The sequence below is a fragment of the Enterobacter cloacae complex sp. I3 genome, assembly GCF_014896175.1.
Lineage (GTDB): Bacteria > Pseudomonadota > Gammaproteobacteria > Enterobacterales > Enterobacteriaceae > Enterobacter > Enterobacter bugandensis.
In genome coordinates this window covers 191,086-205,131 of the sequence record NZ_JADBQZ010000001.1, presented here as the reverse complement: position 1 = coordinate 205,131, position 14,046 = coordinate 191,086, and the positions used below count along the sequence as shown (strand labels likewise).

The 14,046-nt window shown below is 59.0% G+C and carries 13 protein-coding genes; 4 read left to right on the top strand and 9 right to left on the bottom strand.

Annotation, left to right across the window (positions count from 1 at the left end; all coding sequences use genetic code 11):
• Positions 1 to 2: 2 nt before the first annotated feature.
• Entirely contained in the window at positions 3 to 887 is an 885-nt protein-coding gene (fdxH, locus tag IM271_RS00910; RefSeq protein ID WP_045260592.1) for a formate dehydrogenase subunit beta, read from the top strand.
• Positions 880 to 1,536 carry a formate dehydrogenase-N subunit gamma gene (gene fdnI, locus IM271_RS00905; RefSeq protein ID WP_048960000.1) on the top strand — a complete coding sequence of 219 codons (657 nt, stop codon included), beginning with the start codon at positions 880 to 882 and terminating at the stop codon, positions 1,534 to 1,536. Before fdxH ends, fdnI begins: the two co-directional genes overlap by 8 nt.
• A 58-nt stretch (positions 1,537 to 1,594) precedes the next feature.
• Here the strand turns inward: fdnI and ppk2 are convergent, their stop codons facing one another.
• Positions 1,595 to 2,413 carry a polyphosphate kinase 2 gene (ppk2, locus tag IM271_RS00900; RefSeq protein ID WP_193052006.1) on the bottom strand — a complete coding sequence of 273 codons (819 nt, stop codon included), beginning with the start codon at positions 2,411 to 2,413 and terminating at the stop codon, positions 1,595 to 1,597.
• A gap of 164 nt (positions 2,414 to 2,577) precedes the next feature.
• Here ppk2 and araJ point away from each other — a divergent pair, with 164 nt between their 5' ends.
• Positions 2,578 to 3,753 (top strand): MFS transporter AraJ, encoded by a 1,176-nt coding sequence (araJ, locus tag IM271_RS00895; protein ID WP_193052005.1) that lies wholly within the window; start codon positions 2,578 to 2,580, stop codon positions 3,751 to 3,753.
• Between the two features lie 6 nt (positions 3,754 to 3,759).
• On the opposite strand, the gene IM271_RS00890 is transcribed toward araJ, so the two are convergent.
• From IM271_RS00890 to IM271_RS00860, 7 genes are all read right to left on the bottom strand, one after another.
• A complete protein-coding gene (locus IM271_RS00890) occupies positions 3,760 to 4,851 on the bottom strand; it encodes an alkylhydroperoxidase domain protein (RefSeq protein ID WP_193052004.1) in 1,092 nt (363 codons plus the stop codon).
• Positions 4,852 to 4,861: 10 nt separating this feature from the next.
• Positions 4,862 to 5,851: a putative FMN-dependent luciferase-like monooxygenase gene (locus tag IM271_RS00885; protein ID WP_193052003.1), complete on the bottom strand. Its 990-nt coding sequence runs from the start codon at positions 5,849 to 5,851 to the stop codon at positions 4,862 to 4,864.
• Positions 5,848 to 7,455: an ABC transporter ATP-binding protein gene (locus tag IM271_RS00880; protein WP_193052002.1), complete on the bottom strand. Its 1,608-nt coding sequence runs from the start codon at positions 7,453 to 7,455 to the stop codon at positions 5,848 to 5,850. Before IM271_RS00880 ends, IM271_RS00885 begins: the two co-directional genes overlap by 4 nt.
• Positions 7,452 to 8,303 carry an ABC transporter permease gene (locus IM271_RS00875; protein WP_023327540.1) on the bottom strand — a complete coding sequence of 284 codons (852 nt, stop codon included), beginning with the start codon at positions 8,301 to 8,303 and terminating at the stop codon, positions 7,452 to 7,454. Before IM271_RS00875 ends, IM271_RS00880 begins: the two co-directional genes overlap by 4 nt.
• Positions 8,300 to 9,244: an ABC transporter permease gene (locus IM271_RS00870; protein ID WP_193052001.1), complete on the bottom strand. Its 945-nt coding sequence runs from the start codon at positions 9,242 to 9,244 to the stop codon at positions 8,300 to 8,302. The genes IM271_RS00875 and IM271_RS00870 overlap by 4 nt, the downstream gene beginning before the upstream one ends.
• Positions 9,245 to 9,254: 10 nt before the next feature.
• Positions 9,255 to 10,874, bottom strand: coding sequence for a TIGR04028 family ABC transporter substrate-binding protein (locus tag IM271_RS00865; RefSeq protein ID WP_193052000.1), 1,620 nt, complete (start codon positions 10,872 to 10,874; stop codon positions 9,255 to 9,257).
• 140 nt (positions 10,875 to 11,014) lie between these two features.
• Positions 11,015 to 12,217, bottom strand: a complete 1,203-nt coding sequence (locus IM271_RS00860; RefSeq protein WP_193051999.1) for an NAD(P)/FAD-dependent oxidoreductase — start codon at positions 12,215 to 12,217, stop codon at positions 11,015 to 11,017.
• 130 nt (positions 12,218 to 12,347) lie between these two features.
• Between IM271_RS00860 and IM271_RS00855 the strand changes: the two genes are divergently transcribed.
• A complete protein-coding gene (locus tag IM271_RS00855) occupies positions 12,348 to 12,854 on the top strand; it encodes an Rrf2 family transcriptional regulator (protein ID WP_028013240.1) in 507 nt (168 codons plus the stop codon).
• Between the two features lie 43 nt (positions 12,855 to 12,897).
• Here IM271_RS00855 and adhP read toward each other — a convergent pair whose 3' ends face one another.
• Complete coding sequence (gene adhP / locus IM271_RS00850; RefSeq protein ID WP_193051998.1) at positions 12,898 to 13,908, bottom strand: alcohol dehydrogenase AdhP; 1,011 nt, start codon at positions 13,906 to 13,908, stop codon at positions 12,898 to 12,900.
• Positions 13,909 to 14,046 lie beyond the last annotated feature (138 nt).

Here is a 14,046-nt window from a genome sequence, read left to right as displayed (position 1 = left end):
AAATGGCGATGGAAACACAAGACATTATTAAACGCTCCGCGACCAACCCGATCACCCCCGCGCCTCGCGCGCGGGACTATAAGGCAGAGGTCGCCAAGCTTATCGACGTCTCCTCCTGCGTGGGCTGTAAGGCCTGCCAGGTGGCCTGCTCAGAGTGGAACGACATCCGCGACGAGGTGGGGCACTGCGTCGGGGTTTACGATAACCCGGCGGATCTGAGCGCCAAATCCTGGACGGTGATGCGCTTTAGCGAAACCGACCAGAACGGCAGGCTGGAGTGGCTGATCCGCAAGGACGGCTGTATGCACTGTGAAGATCCGGGCTGCCTGAAGGCGTGTCCGTCTGCCGGTGCGATAATTCAGTACGCCAACGGGATCGTCGACTTCCAGCAGGATAACTGCATCGGCTGCGGCTACTGCATCGCGGGCTGTCCATTTAATATCCCGCGCCTCAATAAAGAGGATAACCGGGTATACAAATGCACCCTGTGCGTGGACCGCGTCAGCGTTGGCCAGGAGCCTGCGTGCGTGAAGACCTGTCCGACCGGTGCGATCCACTTCGGCACAAAAAAAGAGATGCTCGACGTGGCGCAAGAGCGCGTGGACAAGCTGAAAGCGCGCGGCTACGACAAGGCAGGCATTTACAACCCGCAGGGCGTGGGCGGCACGCACGTGATGTACGTGCTGCATCACAACGACCAGCCGGAGCTGTATCACAACCTGCCGAAAGATCCGGCGATCGATACCTCCATCAACCTGTGGAAAGGGGCGCTTAAACCGCTCTCCGCGGCGGGCTTTATCGCGACCTTTGCGGGGCTGATTTATCACTACATCGGTATCGGCCCGAATAAAGAGGTGGATGACGACGAGGAGGAGCATCATGAGTAAGTCGAAAATGATAGTGCGCACCAAATTTGTCGATCGCGCCTGTCACTGGACGGTAGTCATTTGCTTCTTCCTGGTGGCGGTATCCGGCATTTCGTTCTTCTTCCCGACGCTGCAGTGGCTGACCGAAACCTTCGGTACGCCGCAAATGGGGCGCATTCTGCATCCATTCTTCGGCGTGCTGATTTTCGTGGTGCTGATGTTTATGTTCGTGCGCTTTGTCCATCACAATATTCCGGACAAGCAGGACATCCCGTGGGTGAAAGGGATTGTCGAAGTCCTGAAGGGCAACGAGCATAAAGTCGCGAAGGTGGGGAAATACAATGCCGGACAGAAGATGATGTTCTGGACCATCATGAGCATGATTTTTGTGCTGCTGGTGACTGGGGTGATGATCTGGCGTCCGTATTTTGCACAGTACCTCCCGATCCAGGTTGTACGTTACGCGCTGCTTATCCACGCGACGTCGGCCATCATCCTGATTCATGCCATCCTGATCCATATGTATATGGCGTTCTGGGTAAAAGGGTCGATCAAAGGGATGATTGAAGGGAAGGTGAGCCGCCGCTGGGCGCAGAAACATCACCCGCGCTGGTATCGTGATGTGGAACGGCTGGAGGCGAAACAGGAAAGTACGGAAGGGATGAAGTAAGACCTGCGCCGTCGGCTCTGCCCGGCGGCGCTGCGCTTGCGCGGGCCTACTCTTCAAATCAGAACCGCTCTTCCACATACCGGAACGGGTATTTCGTGGGTTTAAGTTTGCCGATTTTGCGCTTCGGTAAATCCACCTTGTCGAGGTGAATTTCTTTATACGGAATCTGCGAAAGCAGATGCGAAATAATATTCAGACGCACGCGTTTTTTATCTTCAGAACGGGCGACAAACCACGGTGCCCAGGCTGTATCGGTGGCTTCAAACATGGCGTCGCGCGCGCGGGTGTATTCGTCCCAGAGGTTAAAGGATTTAATATCCATCGGCGACAGCTTCCAGATCTTACGCCCATCGTTAATGCGGTCGCGCAGGCGGCGCTCCTGCTCTTTCGGCGTCACCTCCAGCCAGTACTTCAGCAGGATAATCCCGGCATCGACCATCGCTTTTTCCATGACCGGCGCGCCGTCTAAAAATTTCTCCGCCTGTTCCTCCGTGCAGAACCCCATCACCCGCTCCACGCCTGCGCGGTTATACCAGCTGCGATCGAATATCACGATTTCACCCGCCGAGGGCAGGTGAGGCACATAGCGCTGGAAGTAGAGCTGGCTTTTCTCTTTATCCGTTGGGGCAGGAAGCGCAACAACGCGAAACACGCGGGGGCTGACGCGCTCGGTGATCGCTTTAATGGTGCCGCCTTTGCCGGCGCCATCGCGTCCTTCAAAAACAATACACACCTTCAATCCTTTGGCGACGACCCACTGCTGGAGCTTAACCAGTTCGACGTGCAGGCGGCGGAGCTCTTTTTCATACTCTTTGGTCTTAAGGGGGGCATTCGATACGACATCAACAGCGACAGGGGTTTTCTTTTTGCTTCCCATGATTGTCATCCTCAGGTTGTCCGGCGTGGAAAAAGCGAGGCCGCACTATGAAGTGTAATCCACCTGAATTAATGGATTAACGTGTCAGCCAGCTGATTTGAACTGGCTCACCATACAAGATTATTTAATAATGCCTTCGCGAATGATTAACCGGTGGTTGAGGCATGAAAAAGACAATATTTTCGTTGGCGCTTGGCACATTTGGCCTGGGTATGGCTGAATTTGGCATTATGGGGGTGTTAACCGAGCTGGCGCACGACACCGGCATTTCGATTCCTTCCGCCGGGAATATGAGCTCGTTTTATGCGTTCGGCGTGGTGATTGGCGCGCCGATTGTGGCGCTGTTCTCCGGCAAGTTCTCGTTAAAAACGACGCTGCTGTTTCTGGTTGCCATGTGCGCAGTCGGAAATGCCCTGTTTACGTTTTCTACGTCGTATTTCTGGCTGGCGCTGGGGCGTTTGATCTCCGGTTTTCCGCACGGGGCCATTTTTGGCGTCGGGGCGATAATCCTCTCCAAAATTGCACCTCCGGGGAAAGTGACGGTCGCGGTGGCCGGGATGATCGCCGGGATGACCGTGGCCAACCTGGTGGGCGTCCCGCTCGGCACCTGGCTGGGGCACCAGTTCAGCTGGCGCTATACCTTTTTCCTGATTGCTGCGTTCGACGCGCTGGTTATCCTCTCGGTTCTGCTCTGGGTGCCGGACATCCATGACAAATCAGAAATCAAATTGTCCGAGCAGTTTCAGTTCCTGAAGAAGCCGGAACCCTGGCTGATTTTTGCCGCCACCATGTTTGGCAATGCTGGCGTGTTCGCGTGGTTCAGCTTCGTTAAGCCGTTTATGGTCAACGTTTCTGGCTTTTCCGAAGGGATGATGACGGCCATCATGATGCTGATGGGCCTTGGCATGGTGTTGGGCAATCTGCTGAGTGGCAAACTCTCGGGGCGCTTTAGCCCGCTGCGCATTGCGGCCATCACCGATATGGTGATTGTCGCCTCGCTGCTGCTGCTTTTCGCCCTGGGCGAACTGAAAACGGCCTCGCTGGTGATGGGCTTTATCTGCTGTGCCGGGCTGTTTGCGCTCTCTGCACCGCTGCAAATTTTGCTGCTGCAAAATGCGAAGGGCGGTGAGATGCTGGGGGCGGCCGGAGGGCAGATGGCGTTTAATCTCGGCAGCGCGATCGGGGCGTACTTTGGTGGGATGATGATTACCCTCGGCTTTAGCTGGCGCTACGTCACGCTGCCTGCGGCGTTCCTCTCGTTCTCGGCCATGAGCGCGCTGTTGATCTACGGTTACCTGCGGGCCAGACAGGCTCAGGCTAACGCTCGCGCGCTAGCCTGATTGCATTCAGGCAAGCCAGGGCTCACCTAGCGTCAGCATCAGGCGGTTGGCCCAGGCGAAGAACGCAGCGGACTGCACCAGGTCCAGCTGGGCTAAGGTGTCCAGCCCCTCTTTTTCCAGAGCGGCGAGGTGCAGCGGCGTGGCGGCAGGCGGGGTAACCGACAGCGCTGCCGCAAAATTAATTTCCGCCTGCCAGCGCGCAGATTGCCCCTCGCTCAGGGACTGTCCTGGACGCACGGCCAGCAGAGCCTCTACCGCCGCGTCATCCTTTGACAGCTGGCTGGCTTTACGCGCATGGACAGAGGCGCAGTAGATGCAGCCGTTGATTTTACTGGCTACCGTTGCGGCCAGCTCGCGCTCGGCGCGCGGTAATCCCCCCGGTGTATAAAAAATTCCTTTATCCGTTAGCGTGCGCTGTTCAAGCACCGGCAGGTTGCGCCCCAGCAGGCGGAAGTAGTCGGAATCGGTATGGCCAAATTTCGCCAGGATCGCAACCTCGTCATCACGGAAGTCCGCCAGCGGTTTGGCGTCGATCCACGGCTCCCAGCCCAGCTCCTGCTGGGTGAACGCGACGGGAGCCGTCTTCCCGGAGACCGTGGTTGCGGTTGTATGCCAGATGCCTGCCGCCACCGGCGCATCGCTTGCCACCACCGGCTTGTCATTTAGCAGCCGCAGCCCGGCGACGAGTCGGCTCTGAAAGCTGACAAACGCAACAAGCTGCGCAAGGGTAACAATGCCTTCCTTGCTCCAGCCCGCCCGGGTCAGCGCCGTCAACGCGGACGGCGTGGCTTCGACGGGAGAGAACGTCAGCAGGCGCGCGAAGTGCAGCGCAGGGGTCAGGCGTTCGGATGTTGGGTCGGCCAGGCCAAACCCCGCATAGTGCGCGGCCAGCGCCTCTGCGTTGTGCCACCTGGCGACTTTTGCCGCGACGGCGAAGCGCTCGTCCAGCGCAAAATCGCTATCCTGCTGGGTAAATAAGATTTCGTAGCTGCCCTGTGCGTGGCGCGTGGCGGCGTCCCGCGTGGTGCGCGCCTCTGCCAGAGGGGAACCGGGTTTAATTTCCGCCAGCTCGGCGAGAATGTCCTGACTTAATGACATAGGTGTCTCCTCAAAGGATGTGGGGGGCAATATGTTCGGCGATCAGTTCGATGGATCGCAGCGTGTCGCGATGGGTGGGCTCGACCGAATGAACCTGGAACGAGATATCCGTGGCGCGCCTGAGAACGGAATCAGCCAGCAGCGAATGCAGCACCGTCTCGGGCGAGCCGATATGGGCGTCGAACTGGCGACGGAAATCTGTGACGGTGTCACCTTTAACCGCGTGTCCGGCAGCGCGATGCTGCTGGGCCTGCCTGGTAAGACCCGGCGTGGCGACCTTCAGCGCGTAGTCATCGCTGTCGGCGACGAACGCCGTGCGGGAGGCCAGAATACGCGGCGCAATGCCCGCAGGCAGTGCCTCAAGATAGGCATCCACAATCGGGTTCTGGATCGCGTCGAGCGTCAAATCCAACTGGTCTGCCGGGCGCGGCTGCGTGCGGGAGAGCATCAAACCGTGTCCGGCCCGCGCGGCGCGAACGGCACCGTCGACGGAAAAGGTGGCAATCCAGATCCGTTCAGCCAGCTGTGGCGCTGGCGGGTAAAGGTGGTTATCCGGATGGGTGAGCGAATCCCCGCGCCAGGCGCTCTGGATCACATGCAAATGGTCAGCAAAGGCCGCGCCGCGCTGTTCAAACGTCAGTCCGAACGGCAGGAATGAGGTCGGCGTGCCGCCCGATCCAAAACCGACTTCGAGACGCCCATCGGCGAGTAGATCCAGCACGGCGGCATCTTCCGCCACGCGCAGCGGGTTTTCCATCGGCAGGGTAATGATGGCCGTGCCCAGGCGGATGGTTTCGGTATGCGCCGCAACGTGGGCCAGAAACAGCAGCGGCGACGGCAGGCCGCCTTCACTTTCGTGGAAGTGGTGCTGCGCGATCCAAGCGCTGTCAAAACCGTGGCGTTCGGCGTGGCGGATCTGTTCGGTTGCCAGACGATAGCGTTCCTTCGGCGTGGCGTCGTCAAGCAGGCGGGTGAAAAACCCCAGGCGTTTTCGCGTCATGCGAACTCCTCCGTAGCGGGTGAAAAATGGGGAATGGCGGCAATCAGCTCGCGGGTATAGTCGTTCTGTGGTGACGTGAATAAGGTTTCGACGTCACCGTGTTCGACCACCTCACCGCTGCGCAGCACCGTGACGCTGTGGGCGATCCGGCGGACGGTAGAGAGATCGTGCGTGATAAAAAGGTAGGTTAATCCCAGCTGCTGCTGTAACTGCTGAAGCAGTGCCAGAATCTGCGTTTGTACGGTGACGTCCAGCGCGGAGGTGGCCTCGTCCAGCACCAGAATAGTTGGCTCCAGGATCAGCGCCCGGGCGATGGCTACGCGCTGGCGCTGCCCGCCTGAAAGTTCCCGGGCGGTGCGGGTCAGGAGTTCGACGGGCAGGGCAACCCGCTGCGCCACGGTCTCTACACGGAGCTTGCGCTCCGCCTTGCTGAGGCGAGCAAAGTTCTTCAGCGGCTCTTCGATGATGTCAAACAGGGTTTGACGCGGGTCGAGAGAGGCGAACGGGTTCTGGTAGACAAACTGGATCTTCTGGCGCAGCTGGCGGCGGGCCTCGCGGCTGAGGTCGGTGGCATCAATATCATCAATAATGACCTGTCCGCTGTCGGCCTGTTCAAAACCCAGCAAAATACGGGCGAGGGTGGTTTTCCCTGAGCCGGATTCACCGACCAGCGCATGCGTGCTGCCGCGCCTGACGTCAAACGTCACCCGATCCAGCGCCTGAAGGTGATGACCTTTGCCCAGCGAGAACCGTTTGCTGATGGCGCGGGCGCGAATGGCTGGTGACGCCAGCGGAAGGCCAGCTACCGGGGCGATGGTCAGGCGCTGGCCCTGGAGATCGCTCAGTAGCTGACGGGTATAGGCGTGCTGCGGCGTGCGGACAATGTCGGCGGTGTCGCCGTGCTCCTGAACCTCGCCGTTGCGAAACACCAGCAGCCTGTCCGCGCGCTGGGCAGCCAGCGCCAGATCATGGGTGACAAACAGAACCGCAGTACCCGATTCCCGACGCAGGATATCCAGCAGATCGAGAATGCGTTTTTGCACCGTCACGTCCAGCGCGCTGGTGGGCTCATCGGCAACGATCACGTCCGGGCGCAGGGCAATGGCGATGGCAATCAGCACGCGCTGTTTCATCCCGCCGGAGAGCTGATGCGGATACTGCTTCATGCGCTGTTCGGGATGGCTCAGGCCGACCTTTGTCAGCAGGGCGAGCACCTGCTCGTCGCGCTGGAGTGCCGTTACCTTTTGGTGCTGCTGAATAATTTCCCCGACCTGTACGCCGATCGTCTTCACCGGGTTGAGTGAATTACCCGGATCCTGCGGAACCAGACTGATTCGCGCGCCGCGCAGGGTATCGAGACGCTTCGCTGACCACCGGCTAATCTCCTCGCCGTTGAGCACGATTTTCCCGGCATCGCGTCGGGCGTTATCCGCCAGCAGACCGATGATCGCCTGTGCCGTGGTTGTTTTGCCGGAGCCGGATTCGCCGACAAAGGCCAGCATTTCCCCCCGCCGGAGGGTGAAGCTGACGTTATGCACCACCTCGCGCCACTGGCGCGCGGTACGGTAGCTGATGGTCAGGTTTTCTACCGAGAGTACGGTCATTTCAGGCCTCCGCTGAACTGCTGGCTGATACGGTTGGTGGCAAGCACGACGGCGATGACGACCACGCCGGGGAAGGTGGTTAACCACCAGGCGGTAGAGAGATAGTTACGGCCTTCGGCAATCAATAAGCCCCATTCCGGAACGGGCGGCGGGGTGCCGTAGCCGAGAAAGCTCAGCGTGGAGAGGGCCAGAATGGCCTGACCAAACTGCAGCGTGGCAAAGGCGAGAACGGCGGTTAAGGCGTTGGGCAGGATGTGTCGCCACAGGACCGCCAGGAACGTCCCGCCGCTGCCAAACGCCGCCTCGACATAATCCGTATGGCGGATGCGCACCACTTCACCGCGCGCGAGGCGGGCGAAGCTGGCGATGGAGGCCACGCCGACGGCAATGGCGGCGTTAACGGTGCCAAACCCGAGCAGAATAATGACCGTCAGCGAGAGCAGCAGAGACGGAATGGACAACAGCACGTCGACAAAACGCATCAGGAAAGATTCGACGCGTCCGGCGAACGCGCCGGCGATCACCCCCAGACCGGTGCCCACCACCAGTCCCATCGTGACGGCAGCGAGCGCTGCGCTCAGGGAGTGGGACGCACCATACACAATGCGGGTGTAAACATCGCGGCCAAGCTGATCGGTGCCGAGCCAGTGGCCCGCCTGCGGTGCCAGACGTTGCGCTCCGGCGATGCCCTCAATCGGGCTGTAGTGGGTTAACAGGCCGGGGGCTACGGCAGCAAAAATCGCGAGAATAATCACCGCCCACGCCAGCCACAGTCCCGGCTGCCACGCGACGCCCTGCCAGCCGGGAACGCGTTTTCGCGCGGCGGCAGCGTAATCGACCAGGCTCATGATGCACCTCCGGTAACGGTTTGCAGACGGGGATCCAGCAGCGGCATCAGCAGGTCCACCAGCAGATTGATCAGGACAAAGCCGAGAGCGGAAATCATGACCACCGCCTGAAGCACGGCGATGTCCTGGTTGTTCACCGCCTGCTGGGTCAGCTGCCCGAGCCCGCTGCGGCCAAATACGGTTTCGGTGATCAGCGCTCCGGCAATCAGTTCGCCCAGCAGCAGCCCGGCAATATTGAGTACCGGCAGCAGCGCGTTGCCGGTGACGTGGCGCCACAGGACGGCGGTTTCACTCTGTCCTTTAGCGCGGGCAACGGCGACAAACGGCTGCGTCGCCACCTGGTCCAGGCTGCGCATCAGAATTTGCGCCAGCGGGGCGGAGATCGGGATCGCGACGGTCACGATCGGCAGGATCAGCCCCTGCAGCGGCGTCGGGTTAATCACCGGAATGAGCCGCAGCTGAAAAGAAAAAAGCTGAATGAGGGCAATCCCCAGCCAGAACGTGGGTAAGGAGATAAACAGGACCGGCAGAGACTGGAGGGTATTACTCAGCCAGCGCAGACCCGGCAGGCGCGACGCAAAGGCCAGCGCAAACGCCAGCAGGACCGCGAGTACAAACGCGGGCAGGGCAAGACTCAGGGTATCCGGCAGATTGCTGGCAATCAGCTCGCTGACCGGCACCCCTGCCTGTAACGAGTAGCCGAAATCTCCGCGCAGCATCGCCAGCAGCGTGTGGCCGTATTGCTGCCACAGCGGGCTGTCCGCGCCGTAGGCCACGCGCATCTCCTCGATTTGCGCCGGGCTTAGGCCCAGGTCCGGGTTCTGAAATTTAATCAGCACCGCGTCGCCAGGCAGCACCTGGAGCAACACGAACGAGAGGGTAAAGGCGGCCCACAGCACCAGCAGCCCGTGCCCAAGACGTTGAAGAAGTGCGTGGCGCATCGTCAGCTCCTCAGTGTTTCTCAATCCACGCGCCGTAGAACGACGGGCGGCCGACCGCTTCAAAATTGACGCCTTTTAGCCACGGCGCACCGGCAAAGACCTGTGGCTCCTCGAAAATCGGAATGACGTAGGCGTTATCCAGCAGGTAACGCTGGGCATCGACGGTCAGCTGCAGGCGTTTTTGCGGATCGACCTCTGAGGAGATATTTACCAGCAGCGCATTCAGCTTGTCGTCGCGGAAGCTTTTGACCTTGTCGCTGGAGCCGCCTTTTTGCAGCAGCGCGTCGCGGTTAGCCGGGTAGAACATGCTTTTCACCACGTCCGGATCGGCGCGGCCCACTTCGGAGACGGTTAACGGGGTTTTCTGTGGATCAAGGTTATCCAGCGTGCGGCTGCCAGCGTCCCCGGCTTTTACGTTCAGCACTACGCCCACCTGACGCCACTGCTGGGCAACCAGCTGCAGCACCTCTTTGTTTTGCGGTTGCGGCAGGGATTCATATACCGTCAGCGCCAGCCGCTGCCCGTCTTTGGCGCGGATCCCGTCGCTGCCCGCTTTCCAGCCCGCCTCGTCCAGCAGCTGGTTGGCTTTTGCCGGGTCAAAGGTCAATTTGTCGCTGAGATCGACAAAGCCCGCGGCGGAATCGGCAATCACCGACTTCGCCTGCGGATAGTTGGCCGAGAAGAGGGTCTCGACCACCTGCTTTGCATTCGTGGCATGCAGCAGCGCCTGGCGCACGCGAATATCGGAGACCAGCGGGTTATCCGGGCGGAAGCTAATACTGTCGTTCACCCCGCGCGTTGGGGCGGCGTAGATTTTATAGCCCTGGTCTGTCGCCTGCTTTTCGTCATACGCCTGCACCTGGCGAATAAAGTCGGCCTGACCGGCCAGCAGGGCACCGACGCGCACGCTGTCTTCCTGGGTGACGATAAACTTGATGCCGTCCAGATTGGCTGGACCCTGTTGCGTCAGGCTTTTGGGCCCCCACTGGTAGTCCTTACGGGCTTCGAGCGTCACTTCGCGGCCGAGCTTCTCGTCCTTCACCACAAACGGGCCGGAGCCGATGATATGCCGGGCGTCTCCCAGCTCTTCAAAGTTGCGCTTCAGCGTGCTGAGCGAGACCAGGCCCGAGCCAATCGTGGCGGTGCCCTGCAGGAACCCCGGCGACGGTTTTTTGAAGTAGAACTTCACGGTCAGCGGGTCGACCACTTCGCTGCGATCGTAGTTATTGATCACTTCTGACACCGGCAGGCGCTGCGCCTTATTGCCCAAACCGTAGGTATCAAAGTTTTTTGCTACGGCGTTGGCGTCCAGCGGCGTGCCGTCGGAGAAGGTGATCCCCGGGCGAATTTTGAAGGTGTATTCGGTTTTATCAGCGTTGGTGGTCCAGCTTTCGGCCACCCACGGTTCGACCTGCAGCGTCTTTGGGTTTTGCCACGTCAGTTTGTCGGTGATTTGGTTCAGAATGCCGCCGTTCGGGTAGAAGCCGCCGGCAGGCGGATAGAGGTTGGTGTGCGCCTGTTGCTCCAGATAAATCAGCGTGCCGCCTTTGACCGGCGCATCGGCGGACCAGGCTGCGGTTGTCGTCAGAATCAGCGCCGTCAGCAGCGGCAGACGAAATGGGGTTTGCATGGTGAATTCCTTTGTTATCTTCTTGTTAGCGTCGGATTCATCATCGGGCGCGGGGGAAAACAAGGGAACAAAGGAATTAAGATAAGGATTGCCGGAAACTGAAAATAAAAACGCCCCGTTAGCGGGGCGATGGCGGGGGCCTAAACGAATTTCGCCAGAGGGTCGGCGGCGGCAAAGGCGACCGTTTTGTCTGCTAATGGCGGATAGATCAGCTCATTCGTGATGGCGATTTTGATCTTCTTCGCCTCGTCGCGGACGGATTTGACGGCCTGTTCCCAGCCCTCGGTATAGACCGCGCCCCACGCGCCTAAATCCAGACAGGTAACATAGTTTACCTGACGATAAGGGTAAGGAGTAACGTTCAGCAGGCTGGCGGCAGCGTTATGACCGGCAAATTTGCCTAGCTGGATCGCGTGCTGGCAGGTCATCAGCGCCGTGTTGCCCGCATCGTCTGTTTTGGCGTGAGCCATATCGCCGGTGGCATAGACGTCAGGATGTGCGGGGACCTGCAACGTCTCTGTCACAACCAGGCGGCCCTGGCTATCGCGTTCACCGTCTATCTGCAGGCTGAGAGGATTTGCCTCGACGCCTGCGGTCCAGACGACGGTCGCAGCAGCAATACGTTCACCGTTTTTCAGCGTTACGCCGTGAGCATCAATGGCTTCAACTTCACTCTTCAGCCGCCATTCAACGCCCAGCGCCTCACTCGCCTCTGCAATTGTTTTACGCAATGCGTCGCTATAACGGCCGCCAATGACTGGCCCTTTTTCAACTACGACTATTTTAATCTCCGTATTGTCGCCAAAACGGGCACGCAGTCGGGCAGGTAGCTCCGTTGCCAGCTCAATGCCGGTAAAGCCGCCTCCGCAGACTACCACGGTGTTGCGCTCGGGCGTGGAGGGACGTAACGCCAGTGAATCAAGGTGACGCTCAAATACCTGTGCGGATTCCAGCTGGTCGATGTCAAAGGCGCAGTCAGCCAGGCCGGCAATCGCTGGGCGTTTGGTTTGGCTGCCCGTAGCGAGGATCAGCCTATCGTAGGAAGCCGTAGCATGCGCGCCGTTGGACATCCGGTATAAAACGGTTTTTGCCGTGGTATCAATTTGTTCCGCGTGTCCGGCGATGAATGTGATATCAAGCTCGGCAAACAGGTCAGTCAACGGGGCGACCAGCGTTGAAACCTTCTCCTCATAGAAGCGTGGCCGAACGCGCAGTTCGGGTAAGGGGGCCAGAACCGCAATCTCCAGACTGTTATTACCCTGCTGCTCAGAGAGACGTGCCGCGCTCACGGCTGCCCACATACCCGCAAAACCACTGCCTACGATTAAAATCTGCTTTTTCATATTCGATCCTTTCTCCCGCCAGGCTTCATGCCTGACATAACTGCCACTATACTTGTCGGAGTTAACTCCGACAACTTCTTTCTGAGTTAAAAATCGTTATAATGCTCCGAACACTAATTCGGAGTTAACCATGGCGTTTTACAGTTCCGGTGTGGAATACGGCATTCACAGCCTGATGTGTATGGTGGATGCGAAGGGCAACGAGCGTGAGATGAGCGTCCGGGAGATGGCTGCCTTGCAGGGCGTGCCGTATGACTACCTCGGCAAAATCTTTACACGCCTGTCACGTGCCGGGCTGGTCATCAGTACGGAAGGCAAGGGCGGGGGCTTTAAGCTGGCGCGTCCGGCGGAGCTGATCAGCGTGCTGGATGTGGCGCATGCCATTGACGGCGAGAAAAACATGTTCGAATGTCGTGAAGTGCGCCAGCGGCTGGCCGTGTTTGATGAAGCACCGCCTGCCTGGGTCTGCGACGGCCCGTGCGGAGTACGTTCAGTCATGGATAGCGCGCAGCAGCGGATGGAAGAGGAGCTCGCGCGTCATACTATTCTCGACCTGGCGCGTAAAATGTACCGAAAAGCGCCGGACACCTTCCAGATTGAGGTTCAGGAGTGGATTTCAGTTCGTCGTTCGTCGTAGCAATGAGCCGGGTAAGGCGTAGCCACTACCCGGCAAAAGGTGTTTACGAGCGTAAGTCGATCACCATACGGCCACGGATCTGGCCCTGTTCCATCTCTTTAAAGATGGCGTTGATGTCCTCGATAGGACGCATCGTCACTTTCGGCACCACTTTGCCCTCGGCCGCAAACTGGAAGGCTTCCTGCAGATCCTGACGGGTGCCAACCAGCGAACCCACCACCTGTATACCGTCCAGCACCAGTCGCGGAATGTCCAGGCTCATCGCTTCCGGCGGCAGGCCAACGGCGACCACGCGGCCACCGGCACGCACGGCATCTACCGCCGAGTTGAAGGCCGCTTTTGCGACGGCGGTGACGACTGCGGCATGCGCGCCGCCGGTTTTTTCCTGCACAATCTTAGCGGCATCTTCGCTGCGTGAGTTGATGGTTAAATCCGCACCCATGCTCGCGGCCAGCTTCAGCTGTTCATCGTTAACGTCCAGAGCGATGACTTTGGCATTAAACACGTTTTTGGCGTACTGCAGCGCGAGGTTGCCCAGCCCGCCCAGACCGTAAATCGCGATCCACTGGCCCGGTTTTATACCGGAGATTTTCACCGCTTTGTAGGTGGTGACACCGGCGCAGGTGATGCTGCTGGCCGCCGCCGAATCCAGACCATCCGGCACTTTTACCGCGTAACCCGCGGTGACGATGCACTCTTCCGCCATGCCGCCGTCAACGGAGTAACCGGCGTTTTTCACGTCACGGCACAGGGTTTCGTTACCGGTATTACAGTATTCGCAGTGACCGCATCCTTCAAAGAACCAGGCCACGCTTGCACGGTCGCCGACTTTCAGCGACGTCACGCCAGGGCCGACTTCTTTCACGATACCAATACCTTCATGGCCCAGGATTACCCCGGTTTTATCGCCAAAATCACCGTTCTTCACGTGGAGGTCGGTATGGCATACACCACAGCACTCCATTTTCAGCAGGGCTTCTCCGTGCTTAAGCGGGCGTAAGGTTTTTTCAGTGACATTGACCTGATGATCCTGAGTAACAACAGCAGCCTTCATGTGTATCTCCTTGTTCATGATAAGAATCTGCATAGCAGGTGTAGTACCCCTTAAGGATTAATACATTAGCCTGGTAATGCAAGGCTGCGGCAACATAATGTCATCATTTGATTCGATTTCGGATTAAGAATACGGCGA

Bases quoted from the DNA above. Each gene is read 5' to 3' on its own strand.
- fdxH (WP_045260592.1), top strand. From the start codon at position 3: ATGGCGATGGAAACACAAGACATTATTAAACGCTCCGCGACCAACCCG.
- fdnI (WP_048960000.1), top strand. From the start codon at position 880: ATGAGTAAGTCGAAAATGATAGTGCGCACCAAATTTGTCGATCGCGCC.
- ppk2 (WP_193052006.1), bottom strand. From the start codon at position 2,413: ATGGGAAGCAAAAAGAAAACCCCTGTCGCTGTTGATGTCGTATCGAAT.
- araJ (WP_193052005.1), top strand. From the start codon at position 2,578: ATGAAAAAGACAATATTTTCGTTGGCGCTTGGCACATTTGGCCTGGGT.
- IM271_RS00890 (WP_193052004.1), bottom strand. From the start codon at position 4,851: ATGTCATTAAGTCAGGACATTCTCGCCGAGCTGGCGGAAATTAAACCC.
- IM271_RS00885 (WP_193052003.1), bottom strand. From the start codon at position 5,851: ATGACGCGAAAACGCCTGGGGTTTTTCACCCGCCTGCTTGACGACGCC.
- IM271_RS00880 (WP_193052002.1), bottom strand. From the start codon at position 7,455: ATGACCGTACTCTCGGTAGAAAACCTGACCATCAGCTACCGTACCGCG.
- IM271_RS00875 (WP_023327540.1), bottom strand. From the start codon at position 8,303: ATGAGCCTGGTCGATTACGCTGCCGCCGCGCGAAAACGCGTTCCCGGC.
- IM271_RS00870 (WP_193052001.1), bottom strand. From the start codon at position 9,244: ATGCGCCACGCACTTCTTCAACGTCTTGGGCACGGGCTGCTGGTGCTG.
- IM271_RS00865 (WP_193052000.1), bottom strand. From the start codon at position 10,874: ATGCAAACCCCATTTCGTCTGCCGCTGCTGACGGCGCTGATTCTGACG.
- IM271_RS00860 (WP_193051999.1), bottom strand. From the start codon at position 12,217: ATGAAAAAGCAGATTTTAATCGTAGGCAGTGGTTTTGCGGGTATGTGG.
- IM271_RS00855 (WP_028013240.1), top strand. From the start codon at position 12,348: ATGGCGTTTTACAGTTCCGGTGTGGAATACGGCATTCACAGCCTGATG.
- adhP (WP_193051998.1), bottom strand. From the start codon at position 13,908: ATGAAGGCTGCTGTTGTTACTCAGGATCATCAGGTCAATGTCACTGAA.